Raw genomic sequence first — 21256 nt, forward strand, 5'->3', positions numbered from 1 at the left:
GAAGGGTGCGCAATCGATTGAGGATGCAGCCGCAGCATGCGGCAGCCGACCAAGAAAAGGGTTTATCGATGCGCTTTCTCAACTTCATCCTTTCTGCAGTGGTTCTCACGACCATGGCCGCCGCTCCTGCGCGCGCCGAGGACGGGCAGATCTACGGCGCGATCTTCGTGGGCGATCGCTTCGGTGAGGACCAGACCTTCCGCGGCGAGACGCTTACCGGCCTGCCCCGCGTGATCGAATCGCCGACGAAAGATGGCGTCATTGGCGGTGCCGTGCTCGGTGCCGTGGTGAAGGATGCCCCGTGGGGTCGCATCCGCGCAGAAGCGGAGATTGCCGCAAGCAAGAATTCGGTCAGCCGGCTCATCCTCAACGGTCAGGAGCGCGAACTGCTGCAGGGCCGCAAGTCGGTGACGACGGTGATGGCCAACCTGATGTACGACACACCCAAGGTGCTGGATCGCGTGCGCTTCAGCGTGGGCGGCGGCTTCGGCGCGGCAAATATCGACTACAACATCCAGTATAATGTCGCCGCCGCCGGCCCGACCATCCTGATCCCAACCAACCAGTCTGGCCGATTTGCGCTGCAGGCGATCGGCGGCGTGTCGGTGGATGTCACCGAACGTTTCGCACTGACCGCCGACGTGCGCTACCTCCATGTCGATACGCATCAGGTGGAGCGTTTCAACCAGAGCGCGGGCACGCTCGATTCGACGCTGAAGGCGAAGTACCACAGCACCGCGGTGACCGCAGGCGTGCGCTACTTCTTCTAAGGCGCGAGGGCCTTCAAACATCGGTGTCCGCTCGCCATAAGGCGCGCGGACACTGACAGGAAGGAGGACGGGCCATGAATGAGACCGCGCGTGCAATCGTAGAGCGGCTGGGCCTCGTACCGCATCCCGAAGGCGGCTGGTATCGCGAGACATGGCGGGCACCGGCCGAGCCGGGTACCCGCGCCGCCGGCACTGCAATCCATTTCCTGCTGGAAGCCGGACAGAGCTCGCACTGGCACCGGGTCGATGCCGCCGAGATCTGGCTGTGGCACGCCGGCGCGCCTCTCACATTGTCGCTGGCGGACAGCGCAGCCGGGCCGATCCGAACGGTTCTGATCGGCGGCGATGTGCTCGCCGGCGAAAGCCCGCAGGCGGTGGTGCCCGCTCACGCCTGGCAGGCAGCCGCGCCCGAAGGCGGCTGGACGCTGGTCAGTTGCGTGGTCGCCCCCGGCTTTGACTTCGCCGGGTTCGAACTGGCGCCCCCGGATTGGGCTCCGGTGGCGGGCTAAGGTCAGGCCAGCATTCGGTCGAGGTGCGTATAGCCGCCATCGGGGAACACCCATTGCCCCGTGGTGTGGCTGCTACGTTCGGACAGCAGGAACACCACCGTGTCGGCGATTTCGCGCGCGGTGGTCATGCGGCGGTCCAACGGGATGCGATCGGTAATCGCACGCAACCTCGCCTCGGGATCGTCGAAGCTGTCGAGCCAGCGCGCATAGAGCGGGGTCATCACCTCGGCGGGCAGCACCGCGTTGACGCGAATGCCGTCGCCCAGCAGCGCCGCTGCCCATTCTCGGGTGAGGCCGAGCTGCGCCGCCTTGGCGGCGACATAGCCGCTGGTATTGCCCTGTCCCGTCACCGCCGTTTTCGACGAGATGTTGACGATCGCACCACGGCTTTCGCGCAGATGCGGCAAGCAATGGTGCGCCATGCCGTAATAATGCGCGAGGTTCGCGGTTACAGAGGCGGTGAATGCTGCCGTCCCCGCCTCCAGCCCAATGCCGTCATTGGCGCCGGCATTGTTCACCAGCCCGTGGATGCCATGTCCCGCCGCAGCGATTTCGGCGACCGCGCGCGCACAAGCGCCGTCGTCCACCAGATCAGCCTGCACGAACAGATAGCCCGGGCACAAGGCCGCCAGCCGCTCGGCAAAGGCGCCATCGATCGGGCTTCGACCGACGACCGCGGGGATCGCACCCTCCTCCGCCAGCACTTCGGATATGGCGGCGCCGATACCGGCCCCGCCGCCGGTGACGATCACCAGCTTGCCATCGAGCCCCAGCTTCATTTGTCCACCCGATACTGAGCGATCGAGGCCGGCTTCATCTCGATGGAAAAGCCCGGCAGCGTCGGCGGCATATAGGCGGCGTCACGGATGATGCAGGGATCGACGAAATGCTCATGCAGATGGTCGACATATTCGATCACCCGGTCCTCGGTCGTGCCCGAGAAGCAGAGATAGTCGATCATCGAGAGATGTTGAACATATTCGCACAGCCCCACGCCGCCGGCATGCGGGCAAACCGGCAACCCCTTCTTCGCTGCCATCAGCAGCACCCCGAGGATCTCGTTGACGCCGCCCAACCGGCAGCTATCGAGCTGCACTACGTCGATCGCCTCGCGCATCATGAATTGCTTGAACAGGATGCGGTTCTGGCACATCTCGCCGGTCGCGACCTTCACCCGACCGATATGCTCGCGGATCGTGCGGTGGCCCTCGATATCGTCGGGGCTGGTCGGCTCCTCGATAAACCAGGGATCGGCGAATGCGAGCGCGTTGACCCATTCGATCGCTTGGTCCACCTCCCAGATCTGGTTGGCGTCGATCATCAGCCGCCGGTCCGGCCCCAACACCTCGCGCGCGATGCGCAGCCGGCGGATGTCGTCGTCGAGGTCTCGCCCGACCTTGAGCTTGATATGCTTGAAGCCGGCATCGACCGCCTCCGTCGCCAGCCGGCGCAATTTCTCGTCCGAATAGCCGAGCCAGCCCGCCGAGGTGGTGTAACAGGGATAGCCCTGCGCCTCGAGCTGCGCACGCCGCTCGGCCTTGCCTTCGGCCGCCTTCGTCAGCAGCGCCAGCGCCTCTTCAGGGGTGATGCAGTCGGTGATGTAGCGGAAGTCGATCGCGCGAACGATCTCCTCCGGGCTCATGTCTGCGACGAGCTGCCACACCGGCTTGCCCTCCGCCTTGGCCCAGAGATCCCACACTGCGTTGACGACTGCACCGGTCGCGAGGTGGATCGCGCCCTTGTCCGGCCCGATCCAGCGCAGCTGGCTGTCGCCGGTCACATGCCGCCAGAAGCGACCGGGATCGGCACGCACCCAATCCAGCTCGAGCCCGACGACGAGATGCTCCATCGCCCGGATCGCGGCGACGCAAATGTCGTTGCCGCGGCCGATGGTGAAGGTCAGGCCGTGGCCCTCCAGCCCCGGCTGATCGGTTTCGAGGATGACATAGGCAGCCGAATAATCGGGATCGGGGTTCATTGCGTCCGATCCATCCAGCGCGAGACTGGTTGGGAAGCGGATGTCAGCGGTGCGGAGAGCGGTGATACGGGTCATTCGACTGTCCATCCCCCATCGATCACGGCGGTGGTGCCGGTGACGAACGCGCTGTCGTCCTCGGCGAGATGCAGCGCGACCGCCGCGATTTCCTCGGGCCGGCCGAGGCGGCCGATCGGCTGGCGTGCGACGAAGCCGGCATAGGCCTCGTCGAACGAGGTGCCGTTGGCATCCGCCACCGCCTGTACGCGGGCGAGCAGGGAGGGCGATTCGACGGTGCCGGGACAGATCGCGTTGCAGCGGATGCGCTGGGCGACATAGTCCGCGGCGACCGCCTTGGTCAGCCCGATCACCGCCGCCTTGCTGGCGCCATAGGCGCAGCGGTTGCGGACACCGATCAGCGAGGAAGCGACCGACGCGACATTGATGATCGAACCGCCGCCCGCCGCGATCATGCCCGGCAGATAGGCTCGGATCATCCGGAACATCGCCGTCGCATTCAGCGCAAACGCCGAGTCCCAATCATCGTCGCTGCAGTCGAGCGCGGTGCCGGCGTGGACGACACCGGCGGCGTTGAGCAACACGTCGACCGGCCCGGTCGCCTGAACCAATGCGGCAATCGCCGCCTTGTCGGTCAGATCGGCGGCATAGGTCTGGACGCCCTCCAAGGTCGAGAGCCCCGCGGCGTCGCGATCGACGGCGTGGACGGTCGCACCCTCCGCCACGAAGCGCTCGACGGCCGCCCGGCCGATCCCTGCCGCGGCGGCGGTCACCACCGCGGTCTTACCCGATAATCTCATCGTCATTCCAATCCCGTGAGAAAGATTATGTCAGCCCAGCGCCAATTCGGGGCCGCGCAGCACCACCGGCCGCCCCGCGACCAGATCGAGCGTGCGCCTGGCCGTGCCGCAACGCACGGTGCGCTTTCCGCCAATGTCCGGCCGGATGCGCGCTTCCGCCAGCGCGCCGCCACGCCAACTGAGGTCGACACCGCAGGCGCCGCGTGCGCGCAGCCCGGTCAGCGATCCGCTGGGCCAGGCGCGCGGCAGTGCCGGCAGCAACAGGATGTCGTCGCCAAGGCTCTGCATCAGCATCTCGGTGATGCCGGAGGCGCCCCCGAAATTGCCGTCGATCTGGAAGGGCGGATGCGCATCGAACATGTTCGGATAGGTGCGTTCCGGCCCCAGCAGGAAGCGCAATATCGCATGGGCATGATCGCCATCGCGCAGCCGCGCCCACAAATTGATCCGCCAGGCGGTCGCCCAGCCGGTCGCCTTGTCGCCGCGGATCTCCAACGAGCGCTTCGCCGCCGCGGCGAGTTCCGGGGTGCGATCGACGTCGATCTGGTTGCTGGGGAATAGGCCATAGAGGTGGGAGACGTGGCGATGGTGGATATCCTTCGCGCCCGCGTCCCAATCCTCCTGCCACTCCATCAGTTGCCCCTGCGCGCCCACCTTGCTGGGCGCGAGCTTCGCGCGCATCGCATCGAGGGCGGCGACGTCCGCGGCATCGCGGCCAAGGATGCGCGCCGCCGCGGCGGTGTTGACGAAGAGATCGCGGATGACTTGCATGTCCATCGTTGGCCCTGCGCACAGCGAGGTCTCGCCACGGCCATGATTATTCTCCGGCGACAGCGACGGGTTGGTCACCATCCAGCCGGATTTCGGATCCTTCACCAGCGTGTCGAGGAAGAACAGGCTGGCGCCATGCAGGATCGGATAGATCGAGGCGAGATAAGCCCTGTCGCGGCCATAGTCGTACCGATCCCACAAATGCAGGCACAACCAAGCACCGCCGGTGGGCCACAGCCCGAACTGAGCCCCGTCGATCGGCGCCGTCGCGCGCCAAAGGTCGGTATTGTGGTGGCACACCCATCCTCGCGCGCCATACATGGAGCGTGCGGTGCGCGCACCGGTGACGGCGATATCGCGCACCATCGCGATCAGCGGCTCGACCAGTTCGGGCATCGCGGTCGGCTCCGCCGGCCAATAGTTCATCTCGGTGTTGATGTTGATCGTGTATTTGGAACCCCAGGGTGGCCGCACGCTGTCGTTCCAGATGCCCTGCAGGTTCGCCGGCTGCGATCCGGGCCGCGACGATCCTATCAGCAAATAGCGCCCATAGTTGAAATAGAGCGCCGCGAGCGCCGGATCGTCCGCGGCTTCGGACTGACGGATGCGCACGTCGGTCGGCTTATCGCCCTCGGCGCTCCGCCCGAGATCGATGCGGACGCGGCGATAGATCTTCCGATGGGCGGTGGCACTATCGGCCGCGATGCGATCGAAAGTGCGGCCGGACGCTGCAGCGATCTGCATCTTCGTGATCACCGTCGGATCGCCGCCGACATCGTCGAAACGGCGATAGCTGGTCGCCATCGCGATCAGGATGACCACGGAATCTGCGCCGCGCACGCCGATCAGCCCCGCGCCCGGCGACACCGTGCCACCCTTTGCGATCACCCGCACCCGTGCTTCGGCCCGCAGCGCGCCGGCGATACCGTTGTCGGCGTTGTTGCGGCCGCCCAGCACCAGCGTGTCGCGGCCCTCGATGGCAACCTTGAAATCCTTCTGCGGAGAGGTCGCGCCGAGGTCGAACGCGATTTTGCTCGGCCGGCTCGCGGAGAGGCGGATGGCGATCACCTGATCCGCAGGCGAGGCCACTGCCTCGCGTGTGTAAGTGACGCCATCGACTACATAGCGGACCCCGGTCAGCGCCGCATCGAGATCGAGGTGGCGGCGATAATCGGTCGCCGTCGCCGGATCGACACCAGGCATCATAAGCTGCAGGTCGCCCACCGTCTGGTACGACATCTGGCGCAGCGGCACCGCCATCACTTTTTCCTTGGCGAGCGCATTGGCCGCGTCATGTTCGCCCGCGAAGATCAGGCGGCGCACCTCGGGCAGCGCGTCGCGTGCCGCGGGGTTGACCGGATCATAGGGCCCGCCGCCCCATAATGTGTCTTCATTGAGCTGGATGCGCTCTTTGTCGATGCCGCCGAACAGCATCGCGCCGAGCCGACCATTACCGATCGGCAGCGCCTCCACCCATTCAGCCGCCGGCTGACGATACCAGAGCATCTCTGTTGCCGACACGGCCGGGGCTGCTGCCGACGTGCCGGGCGCCAGCGCGATCGTCGCCGCGGCGGCGGAGGTGGCGATGAGGGCGTCGCGCCGCGTCAGGCCGGAATGGTCGCTCACTTCGAACTCCTCTCGCGCTCCGCCGCCCCGGCCCTCGGAATGACGGGTGGGCGATCTCAGCAACAGTTTGACAGTAACTTTTATATGTGGAAGCTTAGGCAGGAAGCAGTGGCTGCGCAAGCATCATTCTCGCGCGGTGACAAGATGCTAGGACAGGCGCTGACCCGATCAGAGAATCAGGCGGCAGAAACGAAGAGAGGTTTTCGGATGGCGCTGAACCCGATTCTTACGCGCGGACAAACGGATAGCGAGCGGGCAACGAGTGGGCATCGCTTCGTGGCGCCGGGCTATGTCGTGGGGTTCATCCTCGTCACCAGCTTGTTCTTCCTCTGGGCGCTGGCGAACAATTTCAACGACATCCTGATCCGCCAGTTCCAGAAGGCGCTGGCGCTCAACCGCGCCGAGGCGGGTTTCATCCAGTTCGTCTTCTACCTTGCCTATTTCCTCGTCGCGTTACCGGCAGGGCTAATGATGCGGCGGCTGGGCTACAGGGTGGGCATTCTGGTCGGCCTCGCGCTCTACGCGGCCGGCGCGCTGTGTTTCTACCCCGCCGCCGAATTGCGCGCGTACAGCGCCTTTCTTGTCGCGCTGTTCGTGCTCGCCGCGGGCGCCGCAACGCTGGAGACCGCGGCCAACCCCTATATCGTCGCGTTTGGCGATCCCGCGCGCGCGCCACAGCGGCTGAACCTGGCGCAGGCGTTCAACGGTTTCGGTGCGGTTCTGGCTCCGATCCTCGGCGGACTCTTCATTTTCTCCGGCATCGAGCATGATACGGGCACGTTACAGGCGATGACGCCCGCGGCGCTGGAGGCGTATCGCGCGACCGAGGCGCGGACCGTGCAGCTTCCCTATCTCGCACTCGCGACCGTCGTCATTCTCGTTGCGCTCGCCATCGCGCGCGTGAAACTGCCCGACCCCCGGCAGGACGATGCCGCCACGACGACGCCTCCGAGCAGCGGCCCGCTCCGCTCACCAGTGCTGCTTGGCGCGATCGTGGCGCAATTCTTCTATGTCGGCGCGCAGGTCGGCATCTGGAGCTTCTTCGTCGATTTCGTGAAAGAACAGTCGCCCGACACGCCGGAGCGCACCGCCGCCTATCTGCTCTCGGGCAGCTTGGCGATGTTCATGATCGGTCGCTTCCTGGGTGCGGCACTGATGACGCGCGTCGCGCCGGCGCGGCTACTGGCCGGATTCGGCGTCGCCGCCGCACTGCTCGTCATCGTGGCGATGGTCACTAGCGGTGTGATCGCAATCGCCGCGCTGGCGCTCACCAGCTTCTTCATGTCAATCATGTTCCCAACGATCTTCGCGCTCGGCATCCGCGACCTCGGCCACGATGCCGCGGTGGGTTCATCCTTCATTATCATGGCGATCGTCGGCGGCGCCATCCTGCCGCCGCTGATGGGATGGTTCAGCCATGGCGCCGGGCTGCAGACCGCGATGGCGCTGCCGCTTCTCTGCTTCGTGGTCGTCGCGCTGTTCGGCTTCGCGATCGGTCGCGAACGCCACGCGGCGACGGTTGCAACGCCCTTGGTCGCCTCCTAGGCTCGATCGCATGGCAGGAAGACGGGGCGGCGCGGCCGCTGGCAAGACCAGGGACTATTCGGCGCCGGCGCTGGAAAAGGCCTTCGACATCTTCGAACAGCTCGCGCTCGCGCCCGAGGGGCTGACCATCACAGAGATGTCGCAGCGTCTGGGGCGGTCGATCAGCGAGATCTTCCGCATCATGATCGTGATGGAGCAGCGCCGCTGGCTGGCCAAGGATCCGGACAGCGACCGCTATTCGGTGACCTATAAAATGCTGGAACTCGCGCACCGTGCGACGCCGGCGCAGGAACTGACCTATGTCGCGGCACCGATCGCGCGCGCGCTGATCCAGCGCACCGGCCAATCCTGCCATCTCGTCGTCGCGGCGGACGGCTATGGCCTGTGCGTGCTGCGCGAACAGGCCCCCGGCCCCACCGCCTTCTCGCTGCGGCTGGGTACACAGGTGAATCTGCTGACGAGTTGCTCCGGTCGCATCCTTCTCTCCTACGCCACGCCCGACCTACGCGAGCGGATGATGGACGCGATCCCCGGCATCAAGGCGAAGGACCGCGCCGATATCGAACGGCGATCGGCCGAGATCCGCGAGCGTGGTTACGAAACCGCGCCCAGCGCGCGCACGACGGCTGTGACGGATATCAGCGTGCCGGTATTTGGTTTCGACGGTCGGGCGGCGGCGGCACTGACGATCCCGTTCCTCAATTACATCGACGGCACCGAGCATATGACACTGGACGCTGCCCGCGATGCGTTGACGGCCGCTGGCCGGCAGATCTCGCACGGGCTCGGCTGGGCGGAGCGGGATGTGGTGGAGCCTGTCGCGGCTCCCGTGTCCGCCCCGAAACCGCGGCGCCGGAAGGCGGAGGCGTAGAGCGCTTTTTTCCTCACCGCCATCGTAGCATCGCGCCTTCGTTCGGGACGGACGGAGGATATGGCTGACGCGCGAGCGGGCCAAGGGATCAGATCCGCACGATCCCCTTGATCACCCCGGTTTCGGGCCGCATCCATTCCCCCATCCGCTCGGGCAGGTCCGCCAGCGCCACATCATGGCTGTGCAGATCCTTGGTCGGCACCGCGCCGCTGCGGATCGCCTCGATCACCGCTGCGAAATCATCGGCGGTCGCGTTGCGGCTGCCCATGAGCGTCAGTTCGCGCTTGTGGAATTCCGGATCGCTGAACTTGATCTCCGCCGAGACGATCGAGACCAGCACATAGCGCCCGCCATGCGCGACATGGAAGAAGCCGGCCTCCATCGCCCCTGGGTTGCCGGTGGCATCGAACACGACATCGAAGAAATCGCCATCGGTCACCGCCGACAGCCGCGCGCGCAGATCGTCGCCCGGCACCTCGGCTCGGACCGCACCCAGCTTCTCGACCGCGAAGGTCGCGCGGCGGCTGTTGCCGTCCAGCACCGTCACCGCGGCGCCAGCCTGCGTCGCGAACAAGGTGACCGCGAGGCCGATCGGCCCCGCCCCCACCACCAGCACGCGATCCTCGGCGCTCACCTGCGCGCGGCGCACGGCGTGCATGCCGATCGCAAGGAATTCAACCATCGCCGCCTGGTCCAGCGTCAGCCCCTCGGCGGGGATCACATAGCGTTCGTCGACCACGAGATATTCGGCGAGGCCGCCGTCGCGATGGACGCCCAGCACCTCGATCCGCACGCAGCAATTGGGCTTGCCGCGGCGGCAGGCGATGCAGGTGCCGCAGGCGAGATAAGGCAGCACGCTCACCGTCATCCCCAGCGCCAGCGTGCTGCCGGGATCGACCTCGATCACCTCGGCGGCGAGTTCATGGCCGATGACGCGCGGATAGCTGAGATAGGGCTGCTTGCCGGCGACGATATGATAATCGGTGCCGCACACGCCGACGCGGCGGATGCGCAGCAGCGCCTGCCCCTGCGCCCGTTCCGGCATCGGCCGGTTCTCGAGCGAAAGCCGGCCCGGCTCCACGCAGGTGACGACCGACATATCCATTCGAAACATCCTCGTATCTGTTGCGGCAGTGGCGTTCAGGCGCCGGCAAGGACTTTCGTATATGCAACCAACTTTCAACTTTCAATGATCTTCGATGGGTTGGGCGGTCATTGGTGGCCGCTAATAAGCGCCTCAAGCTGGCGCGCGTTGACCGGCTCCGAACACAGGAAACCTTGGTAGAGATCGCAACCCTCGGCGGCGAGCAGCGCGCGCTGCGCCTCGTCCTCCACGCCTTCCGCAATGACGATCAAGCCCAGCGCCCGCGCCATGCCGATGATTCCACGAACCAGCAGATGATCGCGTTCCACGCAGGCGACGTCGCTGATCAGCAATTTATCGATCTTAAGATAATCGAGCGGCAGCGCCTTCACATAGCCGAGGCTCGCATAACCGGTGCCGAAATCGTCGATGGCGATCCTGCACCCAGCTTCCTGCAAGAAGGCGAGCGCGGCCGCGGCGGCCGGAAGATCCTTTATCAGGCCGCTCTCGGTGACTTCGGCGGTCAGCCGATCCGGCGGGAAGCCCGCTTTCATCGCCATCGCCAGCAAGCCGGCGGCAAAGGCCGGCCGGGCAATGTCGGCCGATGTCACATTGACGGACAGGCGCAGACGGTCGAGCGGTGCCCCCCACCCCGCAGCTATTCGCATCGCCTTTGCTTGCACATGTACCGAAAGCGGCAGCAGAAAGCCGGCCCGTTCGGCAGATGCGAACAATGTATTGGCGCCCAGTTCGCCATGCTCGGGATGCCGCCAGCGCGCGAGCGCCTCCACGCCGACAATCGTGCCGGTCGCCAGATCGACCTGTGGCTGGAACAGTACCTCCACTTCATCGCGCTCGATCGCGCGACTGAGGTCGGTGGCAAGCCGCGTCTCACGGGTCACGGCGATCGCCTGGGCACCGCTCAGCAGCCGAACGGTGCCACTCTCTTCGAGACGGGCTGAGGCTAGCGCGATGCTGGCGCGGCGCAGCACGTCCAGGCCGCCGGCATCGCCTGGCTCCACATGCGTGCCGCCGACGTGGCAGCCGAAGACCATATGAACGTCGTCGATGACGAAGGGCTTCGAGATTGCGTCGGCAATTTCGAGTCCGAGCAGCTTGATCCGCTCCAGCGAGGGTTCGGGATCGACGAGCACGACATAGTCGGCGCCTTCAAGGTGCGCGACGATGCCGCGGCGACCGACGATCGTGCCGACCCGATCGGCGATCATCACGTTCAGCCGCTCGGCGATTTCGCGTCCATGCACTGTCGCGACGACCTCGAAGCGGCTGGGGGAGACGAATAGGATGCTGGTCTGTGTGCGATCGGCGATGCGACGATCGAGCCATCGACGAACGAAGGCGATATCCGGCAGCCCGGTTTCCCCATGCCGCCGCCCCGCCCCGCCCCTCGCGCCGCGCCGCAGCCGTCCGACGTGTCGCGCGGCGAAACCCAGCATCCGCGCCAGTTCGACCGCATCGAACGGTTCGTGGAGATAGTGCGTCGCGCCGGCCGCGAACACTCGGTCGAGCGCACCGACATCCGCGCCATCCATCAGCAGCAGCAGCGCCCCGCCATCGGCCTCCACGACACCTGCCAGCGCCTTGACCGCCGCAAGCCCCGCCTCGAACACACCGCGCCCATCGACCAGCGCCACGGTCGCGCCGCTGCCGAGAAACTGGCGGTCGAGCGTATTGCCGGATCGCGCCGGAATCGCTTGCCAACCGGCGGCCACGATGGTCTTTGCCAGATCACCGGCGCTGTCCGGAGCGACCAGCAACAATATGGCAGCCGGAACTGCCGACGGAGATTGCGGGTTCATCTCTGTATCCCCATTATGAGGGACTTAGCAGGAAGCTGGTGTTGCGCCAGTAGGCGCCAAAGCATGTTGCGGTAACGGCGCTTGCTGCGGACGCTGCGAAAGCCTAGCACGTGGCGATGGAGACTGGCTTGACCGACGGTACCCGGACGCTGACCGATGCCTTCGGCCGGCGCATCTCCTATCTGCGCATTTCGGTGACCGATCGCTGCGACCTGCGCTGCCGCTATTGCATGTCGGAGGCGATGACCTTCCTGCCGCGATCAGCGCTGCTGAGCCTGGAAGAGATCGCGCTGATCGCCGATCGTTTCATTGCCCGCGGCGTGACCAAGATCCGGCTGACCGGCGGCGAGCCGCTGGTGCGTCGCGGTGTCGACGAACTGGCGAAGCGGATCGGCCGCAATCTCGGCCAGGGCCTTGACGAACTGACGCTGACGACGAACGGCACCAGGCTGGTCGAACATGCCGAGGCGCTTGCGGGCGCCGGCGTGCGTCGCATCAATGTCAGCCTCGACAGCCTAGTTCCCGATCGCTTCCGCATGATCACCCGCACGGGCGATCTCGCGCGCGTCATGGGCGGTATCGACGCTGCCGTTGCCGCGGGGTTGCGCATCAAGATCAATATGGTCGCGCTGAAGGGCGTCAACGAGGATGAGATCGAACCGATGCTGGCCTGGTGCGCCGAGCGCGGGTTCACATTGTCATTGATCGAGACGATGCCGCTGGGCAGCATCGACGAGGATCGCGTGGACCGCTATCTGCCACTGACGACAGTGACGGATCGCCTGCGTGAACGCTATACGCTGGTACCCGACGATTATCGCACTGGCGGCCCGTCTCGCTATTGGCGCGTTGAGGAACTGGGCGCGCGACTTGGGCTGATCTCGCCGCTCACCAATAATTTCTGCGACGGCTGCAACCGCGTGCGGCTGACCACCGAAGGACGGCTCTACATGTGCCTGGGGCATGACGACCGCGTCGACCTGAAGGCGGCGTATCGCGATGGCGGCATCGCCGCAGTCGACGTCGCCATCGACGAAGCGTTGCGGCTAAAGCCGCGCGCGCATGATTTCCGGATCGACCGCCGCGCCGCTGATCCCGCCGTGGCGCGCCATATGAGTGTTACCGGAGGATGAGCGATCAGCCGCGGCGGGCGCTCGTCGTCTCGCCAACCGACGCCGCCCGCGGCGCGGCAAGCGCGCTCAGCGCACGCCGTGACTGGGTGGACGTGGCGGAAGCCGACCTGATCATCGCACTCGGCGGTGACGGCTTCATGCTGCAGACGCTGCATACCATGCTCGAACGTCGCCGGATCGTGCCGGTCTACGGCATGAACCTGGGCACCGTCGGCTTCCTGATGAACGAGTGGCAGCCCGACCGGTTGGAAGAGCGGCTGGCGCGGGCGCGGCCGTTCAGCGTCGCACCGCTCCGGATGACGGCGACGACGGTGGATGGCGAGGTCGTCGAACTGCCGGCGATCAACGAAGTGTCGCTGCTGCGCGAGACGCGCCAGACCGCCAAGCTGGAAGTGACGGTCAACGATCGTGTCGTGATCGAGGAACTGGTGTGCGACGGTGTGCTGGTGGCGACACCGGCCGGCTCAACCGCCTATAATCTCTCGGCGCAGGGGCCCATCCTGCCGCTGGGATCGGGCATGCTCGCCCTCACTCCGATCAGCCCCTTCCGCCCCCGCCGCTGGCGCGGCGCCATCCTGCCCGACCGTGCCCGGACCCGCTTCCGCGTGCTCGACGCGGTCAAGCGCCCGGTCAGCGCCGTCGCCGACCAGCGCGAGGTGCGCGACGTGGAAAGCGTGACGGTGGAGATCGATCGCACGATCGCGCTGTGCCTGTTGTTCGATCCTGAACACGCGCTCGACGACCGCATTACGATGGAACAGTTCGCGGTGTGAAATCGGGGGTTGCCATCCCCTCGGACCCGCTGCTAAAGGGCCGCCTCCGCAGTGATCCCTGATAGCTCAGCGGTAGAGCATCCGACTGTTAATCGGACGGTCGTAGGTTCGAATCCTACTCAGGGAGCCATCATCGTGGGCCATTTGCGCACTGTTCCCTGATAGCTCAGCGGTAGAGCTCTCGACTGTTAATCGAGCGGCCGTAGGTTCGAATCCTACTCAGGGAGCCATCGCCTTCATACGGCGAAACGATCGCCGGAGGCGTGAAGCGCTCGCGCCGCGCTCCGGACGCACGGCGCGTCAGCCGCCGACAACCTCTGTCACCCACGCCGGCACCAACTCGCTCGCCGGTCCTAGCCGCGTCTCGTGAAAATAGACGCTGCCCGCGGAGGGATCGAGGTTCAGCTCGAGCGTCTGCGCGCCATAATGCCGCGCGGTCTGGACGAATCCTGCAGCGGGATAGACGGCGCCGGACGTGCCGATCGAGACGAACAGGTCGCAGCGCATCAGCGCCGCCTCGATGCGGTCCATCTCATAAGGCATCTCGCCGAAGAACACGATGTCGGGGCGCAACTTCGGGCGGCCGCATCCGTCGCAGACGCTGCCCGGCGGCATCGCACCCTGCCACGGCACCGCCTTGTTGCAGACCGCGCAGAGCGCTGAAAGCAGTTCGCCATGCATGTGGAGCATGCGCTTTGCCCCAGCGCGCTCATGGAGGTCATCGACATTCTGGGTGACGATCAGCAACTCGCCGTCCCACGCCGCATCGAGCGCGGCCAAAGCTCGGTGCGCCGGGTTGGGCTGGACGTCGGCGAGCGCGGCGCGACGGGCGTCGTAGAAATCATGGACGAGTTGTACATCGCGCGCGAGAGCCTGCGGCGTGCAAATATCTTCCACCCTTTGGCCTTCCCACAGGCCGTCCGGCCCACGAAAGGTCGCGAGTCCGCTCTCCGCGGAGATGCCAGCGCCGGTGAGGATGACGATGTTCCGGATGTCACGCATGGCGCCATCCATAGCCGCCCTTCGCACCTACGACTACGCCGCACGTGACGGGGGCGCACCGCGACGCTATGCAGCGCCAAACACCCGATCCAGAGAGTGGGGGGACGATTTGGCCGACATCTATCGTACTATCGTGATCTTCGGCGCGACCGGTGACCTTGCGCACCGGATGCTGTTCCCGTCGCTCTACAATCTCGATGGAGACGGCTTGCTGCCCGATGGCTTCACGATCATCGGATCGGGCCGTACCAAGCAGGACGAGGCGGCATTCCGCGAGGAAGTGAACGGCGCCCTCGCCAAATTCCTCGGCGAAGGCTGCTATGATGCCGCGCGCGCCGCGGCCTTCGTCGAGAGGGTTCGCTACTGCCCCGTCAGCGTCGGCGAAGGCGGAGATTTCTCGGCGCTGCGCGATATGATCGGAGACGCGCTGGACGGCGGCGTCGCCTTTTACCTCTCCACCCCGCCCTCGCTGTTTGCGCCGGTCGTAAAGGGCCTGCAGGCTGCCGGGTTGACGGGCGCAAACACGCGCATCGCGATGGAGAAACCGATCGGGCAGGATCTCGCCTCCTCGCGCGCGGTCAACGCGGCGGTCGCCGAGGCGTTCGACGAATCGCATGTGTTCCGCGTCGATCATTATCTGGGCAAGGAAACCGTCCAGAACCTGCTGATCTTACGCTTTGGCAACATGCTGCTCGAACCGCTGTGGAATGCCAATGCGATCGAGCATGTCCAGATCACCGTCGCCGAGACGGTGGGACTCGAGGGCCGCGTATCCTATTATGACGGCGTCGGCGCGCTGAAGGACATGGTGCAGAACCATGTGCTGCAGTTGCTCGCGCTGGTCGCGATGGAGCCCCCTGCCCGCTATGACGCCGCCGCCGTGCGCGATGAAAAGGTCAAGGTGCTGCGCTCGTTGCGGCCGATGACCCGCGCCGATGCGGCGCAGTGCAGCGTGAAGGGCCAATATGTCGCCGGCGCGATCAACGGCCAGCCGGTCAAGGGCTATGCCGACGAACTCGGCACCACATCCGACACCGAAACCTTCGTCGCGCTGAAGGCCTATATCGACAATTGGCGGTGGAAGAATGTACCCTTCTACATTCGCACCGGTAAACGCCTGCCCAATCGGCAGTCCGAGATCCTGATCCAGTTCAAGCCGGTGCCGCACTCGATCTTCTCGGGCAAGGGCCGCGGCACGACCAGCCCGCTGGAAGCCAATGCGCTGATCATCCGCCTGCAGCCGGAAGAAAATATCCGCATGCAGTTGATGGCGAAACAGCCGGGGCTCGACCGCGACGGCATCGACCTGAAGCAGGTCGGGCTGGACGTCTCGCTGAGCACCGCCTTCGCCAAGACGCGCCGGCGCATCGCCTATGAGCGGTTGCTGCTCGACCTGCTCGAAGGCGACACGACCCTGTTCGTCCGCCGCGACGAGGTGGAAGCGGCATGGGCATGGATCGATTCGATCCATGAGGCGTGGGCTGAAGCGGGCGTCCCCGCCCGCCCCTACACAGCCGGCACCTGGGGCCCTTCGGCGGCGATCGCGCTCACCGAACGCGATGGCGCGACCTGGCACGACTGATCGAGGCGGGCGATCACGGAGGGCTGCTTCAGGGCTTCGCCTGAGGCTGCGGCACGCAGGCGATTACCCCTTTGACCGGAAGCGCGATCGAATCGCCGCCCGTACGATCGAGGCGGAGCGCGCCGCGCTCGATCGCGGCGCCGTCCGTCATTTCGCGGCGATCATCCATATCGAGATCCAGATCGACCGCCACCGCGTCACTGGCATAACGCATGCGTGGCGAGAAGCCGGTGCGCGGTACGCCCTCGAACCCGGCGAAGGGCAGAACGGCGACCAGTCCGTCGAGCATTATGCGCGCCGTACCCGTGCTGCTGTCCGCGGCGAGCACCAACGCCTGGCCGGCACTGCCGACATAGAGATAGAGCCCGCAACCCGCGCGCGGCGCCGCCTGCGGCGGCAACACCCCAAGCCCCCGCGCCGGCGGGGCCGCAGGAATGGCCGCGCGATGCGGCATCGCGCAGCACGTAAGCATCAGACTCAACAGCAGCGCCACCCTCTTCATGACGCGGCGGTCACCAGCCAGACCGGAAACGCGGCCACGGCTAGCAGCGCGCCGAAAGGCAGCCGCGTCGTCCCGGTGACCGTGGCGCCGCGCAGCCGCATCGCGACCACCGCCGCGAGCCCGGCCAGCGCCGCGAGCAGCAGCACGAAGGGCAGCATCTGCCAACCGAGCCATGCCCCAATCGCGCCGAACAGTTTGGGATCGCCGCCGCCCAAACCGATCCGGCCACGCAGCACGCGATAGGCGGTGGCGATCAACCAGAGTGTACCGAAGCCGGCGAAAGCACCGATCAGCCGATTCACCAGCGTCGGTGACACCCCCGCCGCGCCCACCGCGATACCCGCGGCCGCAAGCGGGATGGTCAGCCGGTCCGGCAACCAGTGATGCTCGACATCCAACGTGGCGAGCGTCAGCAAGAGCCAGCCGAACAGCGCGCCGGCCAGCCCCGCCAGCCCCGGCGCGGCGATCATGGCGGCGGCACCGATCAGCGCCGCCGCCACCTCGATCAGCGGATGGCGCGCATCGATACGGCCGCCGCAGCGCCGGCAGCGGCCGCGCTGCGCTGCGAAGCTCAGCAACGGGACCAGTTCGAACCAGCGCAGCGGCTGGCCGCATGCGTCGCAGGTGGAACGCCCGATGGCGATGCCGCGTCCCTCGGGCCAGCGGACCGCGAGCGTGGCGAGAAAGCTCCCCGCCACGAGGCCGAGCCCCGCGCCCAGCGCTGCCCAAGCCGGGGCGGCAATGCCCAACATCGGTTCGATCGGCTCGAATGCCGCCACGTGCTGCCCCAGATTGTCTTTCGCTCGGCCGCTTCCTAGATTCCCTGCACCGAACATTCCAGCGAGTGAAGCGCCCGTCATGCCCAACGATCCCGTCGTCATCCTCTCCTACGCGCGCACCCCGATGGGGAGCTTCCAGGGCAGCCTTTCGGGGGCGAGTGCCACCGATCTCGGCGCAACCGCGGTCAAGGCTGCAGTCGAACGCGCGGGCGTCGATGGCGGCGATGTCGAGCGCATCTATATGGGCTGCGTACTGCCCGCCGGGCTCGGCCAGGCGCCCGCGCGACAGGCAGCGCTGAAGGCCGGGCTGCCGCAGTCGGTGGAGGCGACGACCGTCAACAAGATGTGCGGTTCGGGGATGCAGGCGGCCATCATGGGCGCGGAGGCACTGCTTGCCGGCTCGGTCGACCTGCTCGTCGTCGGCGGCATGGAGAGCATGACCAACGCGCCCTACCTGCTGCAGAAGCATCGCGGCGGCGCGCGGCTGGGGCATGACCGGATCATGGATCATATGTTCCTCGACGGGCTCGAGGATGCCTATGAGCCGGGTCGCGCGATGGGCAGCTTCGCCGAGCAGACCGCCGACGACTATCAGTTCACCCGCGCCGACCAGGACGGATTCGCGATCGCATCGCTGACGCGCGCGCAGGCAGCGCAGCAATCCGGCGCGTTCGATCGCGAGATCGTCGCGGTGGAGATCAGCGGCCGCAAAGGCACCACGCTGGTCGACAAGGATGAGCAGCCGCTGAAAGGCGATGCCGCGAAGATCCCGACGCTGAAGCCCGCGTTCGCGAAGGATGGCACGATCACCGCCGCGAACGCGTCGTCGATCTCGGACGGTGCAGCCGCGCTGGTGCTGACTCGCGCGAGCGTGGCCGCGGACAAGGGCCTTTCAACCGTTGCGCGCATTGTCGCCACCGCGGCGCATGCGCATCAGCCGGCGCTGTTCACCACCGCGCCGGTCGATGCGGTGCGCAAGGTGCTCGACAAGGCGGGCTGGTCCGCGGACGAGGTCGACCTCTTCGAAGTGAATGAGGCGTTTGCATGCGTCGCAATGATCGCGATGCGCGATCTCGGTATCCCTCACGACAGGATCAACGTGAATGGCGGCGCGACCGCGCTCGGCCATCCGATCGGCGCATCAGGCGCGCGGATCATCGCCACTCTGACCGCGGCGCTGGAGAATCGCGGGCTGAAAAAGGGCGTCGCCGCGCTGTGCATTGGCGGAGGCGAGGCGACCGCAGTCGCACTCGAACTCGCCTGACCGCTCCAACTGGGGCGTCAGGGCACGGTTTCGCCCGTGCTTACGCCCCAGATATGGTCGGTGCTGATGAAGCCGCCGCGCCCGGCGACGTCGAGGCGGCACCAGCCATCGCCGCAGCGCGAGATGCGCCCGACCACGCCCGGCTCCACCCGCCAGGCGATCGATGCATCCTCCTGGGGGGCGGTCCGCAGCGGCTGGATACCGCCGCGCACGATCGCGGTGCGGCGCTCGCTGAGCAGATTGGCCTGCACCCAGCCTTTCTCGCCATCCGGATCCTCGACGCGGCGCCAGTTGGGCACGGAGGCAATCACGCGGATCGGCAAACCCGACCGCACATAGAGCCAGGTCGCCGGAAACTGGCGCCCCGGCCCGGTGCGCATCCGCGCCTTGCCAGCGGCGACCGACGCCCAATAAGGCGGTGTCCGCTGCTGCGCTTCCGCCACGCCCGCTGCAGCGAGCGTGAGCACCACCGCGGCCGCGATCCTGAAACCCTTTACCCTACGCATCACCAACCCCTCATATCCGCGGGTCACGTTGGCAAAAGCATCGTCGCGCTTCAAGACGCACGCACGGCAGCCGCCGCTTGACGGGCGCGCGCAAGCGGGCCAATCGCAGGTCATGCCGGACCAGCGCCCCCGCCGACCACGCATCGTCGTCACGCGCAGGCTGACGCCTTCGGTCGAAGCGCGGATGGTCGAGTTGTTCGAACCCCGTCTCAACCGCGGCGACCAGCCGATGGATCGCGCCGCGCTGGAAGCCGCCATCGCCGATTGCGACGTGCTGGTGCCGACGATCACCGACGAGATCGACGCTGCGCTGCTCGCCAAGGCGGGGCCCGCGCTGAAGCTGATCGCCAGCTTCGGCAATGGCGTGGACCATATCGACCTCAAGGCTGCGCGCGCGCAGGGCATCCTCGTGACCAACACGCCAGGCGTACTGACCGACGACACCGCAGACATGGCGATGACGCTGATCCTCGCCGTTCCGCGGCGGATCGGCGAAGGCGAACGGCTGATCCGGTCGGGTGGCTGGAGCGGCTGGGGGCCGGTGGCGATGCTCGGCCATCGCATCACCGGCAAAACGCTGGGGATCGTCGGCATGGGCCGGATCGGCCAGGCGATCGCGCTGCGCGCCCGCGGCTTCGGGCTGTCGATCCGCTACCACAACCGCCATCGCCTGCCGGATATCGTTGAAAAGGCGGTGGACGCGGTGTGGTGCCCCGACCTCGATGCGATGCTTGCCGAAGCCGATATCGTCTCGATCAACTGTCCGCACAATGCCAGTACCCATCATCTGCTCGACGCGCGTCGGCTGGCACTGATGAAGCGCGACGCCTATCTCATCAACCTCGCGCGCGGCGAGATCGTCGCTGAGACGGCGCTCATCGAAGCGCTCGAAAATGGCGTGATCGCCGGCGCCGGGCTCGACGTGTTCGAGCATGAGCCGGCGGTCGACCCGCGACTCTTGGCGCGCGACAATGTCGTGCTGCTGCCGCACATGGGATCCGCCACCCACGAGGCGCGTGACGCACAGGGCGCCAAGGTCGTCGCGAACATCCGCGCCTGGGCGGATGGGCATCGCCCGCCGGATCAGGTGCTCGAAGGCTGGGTGTAAGGTAAGGTTCGGCTAGCCCCTCACCGAACCGCAATTATCGCTTGAGCCAGCTAATGTCACTTCCGAGCAGAGCTACGGAAGGAATGTTCGCGCACCGCTGAACGAGGTTTGGCCTCAATCGTCCAGCCCGGCCAGCCAGTCCGTAATCATCCGGCGCCCAGCGGCTACGGTGGTGGGGCCCAGCTGTGCATGGTCGTCGCGCAGCCGGTTCTGCGTTACGCCGGCCTGGGCGATATAGTCGGCGCCTTCCTCCACCCAGATGTGGAAGCGGGGATCCTCGCCCATCTCGGCATGGCATTGCAGCGCCAGCAGGTTGGGCCCGCGGCGGAAAGCCTGATTAGCGTAGAGCGGCGTCGAGGCGAGGCGCTCCGCGCCCTCGGGCAGATCGAACGTATCGCCATGCCAGTGGAGCACGGGCAGGTCGCCAATCGGCGCCAGGGGATTACCGGAAATGTCAGCGATGCTGAGCGGCGCGAAGCCCACTTCCTTGACCGGACCGGCATAGACCCTTGCCCCCATGGCGGCCGCGATCATCTGTGCCCCGAAGCAGACGCCCAGGGTCGGCCGGCCGGCGGCGATGCGCAGCGAAAGGCGCGCGATCTCGCAGTCGATCCACGGGTGCGCGTCCCGCTCATAGACCCCCATCGGCCCGCCCATCATCACGACGAGATCGGGCGACAGGAAGTCGGTATGCGGAAAGGCCGGATCGGTCACGTCGATCCGGTCGATCGCATAGCCCGCGGCCTCGATCGGCGCACGGAAGCCGGCAACGCCCTCATAGGGCACATGGCGGATGATCAGCGCAGTCTTCATGCCGC

Annotated in this window: 20 protein-coding genes and 2 tRNA genes; 11 read left to right on the forward strand and 11 right to left on the reverse strand. The window is 66.5% G+C overall.

All coding sequences use genetic code 11. The features are described from left to right. The first annotated feature begins 68 nt into the window (after positions 1 to 68). Together FHS96_RS07525 and FHS96_RS07530 are read left to right on the forward strand one after the other, a co-directional pair. Entirely contained in the window at positions 69 to 770 is a 702-nt protein-coding gene (locus FHS96_RS07525; protein ID WP_429588849.1) for an outer membrane protein, read from the forward strand. 74 nt (positions 771 to 844) lie between these two features. After that, on the forward strand, positions 845 to 1279 hold the full coding sequence (locus FHS96_RS07530; protein ID WP_429588850.1) for a cupin domain-containing protein: 435 nt from the start codon (positions 845 to 847) through the stop codon (positions 1277 to 1279). Between the two features lie 2 nt (positions 1280 to 1281). Here the strand turns inward: FHS96_RS07530 and FHS96_RS07535 are convergent, their stop codons facing one another. Genes FHS96_RS07535 through FHS96_RS07550 form a run of 4 tightly spaced genes read right to left on the reverse strand, consistent with a single transcriptional unit; the run spans position 1282 to position 6469 of the window. After that, complete coding sequence (locus FHS96_RS07535) at positions 1282 to 2058, reverse strand: L-fucose dehydrogenase (protein WP_429588851.1); 777 nt, start codon at positions 2056 to 2058, stop codon at positions 1282 to 1284. Then, entirely contained in the window at positions 2055 to 3332 is a 1278-nt protein-coding gene (locus tag FHS96_RS07540; RefSeq protein ID WP_429588852.1) for an L-fuconate dehydratase, read from the reverse strand. Before FHS96_RS07540 ends, FHS96_RS07535 begins: the two co-directional genes overlap by 4 nt. Next, on the reverse strand, positions 3329 to 4072 hold the full coding sequence (locus tag FHS96_RS07545) for an SDR family oxidoreductase (protein WP_429588853.1): 744 nt from the start codon (positions 4070 to 4072) through the stop codon (positions 3329 to 3331). Before FHS96_RS07545 ends, FHS96_RS07540 begins: the two co-directional genes overlap by 4 nt. A gap of 30 nt (positions 4073 to 4102) precedes the next feature. Next, entirely contained in the window at positions 4103 to 6469 is a 2367-nt protein-coding gene (locus FHS96_RS07550; protein WP_429588854.1) for a glycoside hydrolase family 95 protein, read from the reverse strand. Positions 6470 to 6676: 207 nt separating this feature from the next. On the opposite strand from FHS96_RS07550, the gene fucP reads away from it, so the two are divergent. Beyond that, on the forward strand, positions 6677 to 8014 hold the full coding sequence (gene fucP / locus FHS96_RS07555) for an L-fucose:H+ symporter permease (RefSeq protein WP_429588855.1): 1338 nt from the start codon (positions 6677 to 6679) through the stop codon (positions 8012 to 8014). Positions 8015 to 8024: 10 nt separating this feature from the next. Then, a complete protein-coding gene (locus tag FHS96_RS07560; RefSeq protein ID WP_429588856.1) occupies positions 8025 to 8885 on the forward strand; it encodes an IclR family transcriptional regulator in 861 nt (286 codons plus the stop codon). An 88-nt stretch (positions 8886 to 8973) separates the two neighbouring features. Here the strand turns inward: FHS96_RS07560 and FHS96_RS07565 are convergent, their stop codons facing one another. Together FHS96_RS07565 and FHS96_RS07570 are read right to left on the reverse strand one after the other, a co-directional pair. Then, positions 8974 to 9990, reverse strand: coding sequence for a zinc-binding alcohol dehydrogenase family protein (locus tag FHS96_RS07565; protein ID WP_429588857.1), 1017 nt, complete (start codon positions 9988 to 9990; stop codon positions 8974 to 8976). A 107-nt stretch (positions 9991 to 10097) separates the two neighbouring features. After that, a complete protein-coding gene (locus tag FHS96_RS07570) occupies positions 10098 to 11789 on the reverse strand; it encodes an EAL domain-containing protein (protein ID WP_429588858.1) in 1692 nt (563 codons plus the stop codon). 116 nt (positions 11790 to 11905) lie between these two features. On the opposite strand from FHS96_RS07570, the gene moaA reads away from it, so the two are divergent. The 4 genes from moaA (at position 11906) to FHS96_RS07590 (ending at position 13925) form a co-directional block, all read left to right on the forward strand. Continuing rightward, positions 11906 to 12922 (forward strand): GTP 3',8-cyclase MoaA, encoded by a 1017-nt coding sequence (moaA, locus tag FHS96_RS07575; RefSeq protein WP_429588859.1) that lies wholly within the window; start codon positions 11906 to 11908, stop codon positions 12920 to 12922. Beyond that, positions 12919 to 13695: an NAD kinase gene (locus FHS96_RS07580; RefSeq protein ID WP_429588860.1), complete on the forward strand. Its 777-nt coding sequence runs from the start codon at positions 12919 to 12921 to the stop codon at positions 13693 to 13695. Before moaA ends, FHS96_RS07580 begins: the two co-directional genes overlap by 4 nt. Positions 13696 to 13750: 55 nt before the next feature. Beyond that, positions 13751 to 13825 (forward strand) — tRNA-Asn (locus FHS96_RS07585). Positions 13826 to 13850: 25 nt separating this feature from the next. Further along, positions 13851 to 13925, forward strand: a tRNA-Asn gene (locus FHS96_RS07590). Between the two features lie 70 nt (positions 13926 to 13995). On the opposite strand, the gene FHS96_RS07595 is transcribed toward FHS96_RS07590, so the two are convergent. Further along, on the reverse strand, positions 13996 to 14697 hold the full coding sequence (locus FHS96_RS07595) for an NAD-dependent deacylase (RefSeq protein WP_429588861.1): 702 nt from the start codon (positions 14695 to 14697) through the stop codon (positions 13996 to 13998). Between the two features lie 109 nt (positions 14698 to 14806). Here FHS96_RS07595 and zwf point away from each other — a divergent pair, with 109 nt between their 5' ends. Further along, positions 14807 to 16279 carry a glucose-6-phosphate dehydrogenase gene (gene zwf / locus FHS96_RS07600; RefSeq protein WP_429588862.1) on the forward strand — a complete coding sequence of 491 codons (1473 nt, stop codon included), beginning with the start codon at positions 14807 to 14809 and terminating at the stop codon, positions 16277 to 16279. 28 nt (positions 16280 to 16307) lie between these two features. Here zwf and FHS96_RS07605 read toward each other — a convergent pair whose 3' ends face one another. Beyond that, entirely contained in the window at positions 16308 to 16760 is a 453-nt protein-coding gene (locus FHS96_RS07605; protein WP_429588863.1) for a hypothetical protein, read from the reverse strand. A gap of 17 nt (positions 16761 to 16777) precedes the next feature. Beyond that, positions 16778 to 17560, reverse strand: coding sequence for a prepilin peptidase (locus FHS96_RS07610; protein ID WP_429588864.1), 783 nt, complete (start codon positions 17558 to 17560; stop codon positions 16778 to 16780). A gap of 79 nt (positions 17561 to 17639) precedes the next feature. Between FHS96_RS07610 and FHS96_RS07615 the strand changes: the two genes are divergently transcribed. Beyond that, positions 17640 to 18824: a thiolase family protein gene (locus tag FHS96_RS07615; RefSeq protein ID WP_429588865.1), complete on the forward strand. Its 1185-nt coding sequence runs from the start codon at positions 17640 to 17642 to the stop codon at positions 18822 to 18824. A 17-nt stretch (positions 18825 to 18841) separates the two neighbouring features. Here FHS96_RS07615 and FHS96_RS07620 read toward each other — a convergent pair whose 3' ends face one another. Continuing rightward, entirely contained in the window at positions 18842 to 19330 is a 489-nt protein-coding gene (locus tag FHS96_RS07620) for an SH3 domain-containing protein (RefSeq protein WP_429588866.1), read from the reverse strand. A gap of 112 nt (positions 19331 to 19442) precedes the next feature. Between FHS96_RS07620 and FHS96_RS07625 the strand changes: the two genes are divergently transcribed. Next, on the forward strand, positions 19443 to 20438 hold the full coding sequence (locus tag FHS96_RS07625; RefSeq protein WP_429589686.1) for a 2-hydroxyacid dehydrogenase: 996 nt from the start codon (positions 19443 to 19445) through the stop codon (positions 20436 to 20438). Between the two features lie 114 nt (positions 20439 to 20552). Here the strand turns inward: FHS96_RS07625 and FHS96_RS07630 are convergent, their stop codons facing one another. After that, a complete protein-coding gene (locus FHS96_RS07630; protein ID WP_429588867.1) occupies positions 20553 to 21251 on the reverse strand; it encodes a glutamine amidotransferase in 699 nt (232 codons plus the stop codon). Positions 21252 to 21256: the final 5 nt, after the last annotated feature.

Source organism: Sphingomonas zeicaulis, from assembly GCF_050433225.1.
Taxonomy (GTDB): domain Bacteria; phylum Pseudomonadota; class Alphaproteobacteria; order Sphingomonadales; family Sphingomonadaceae; genus Sphingomonas_D; species Sphingomonas_D zeicaulis.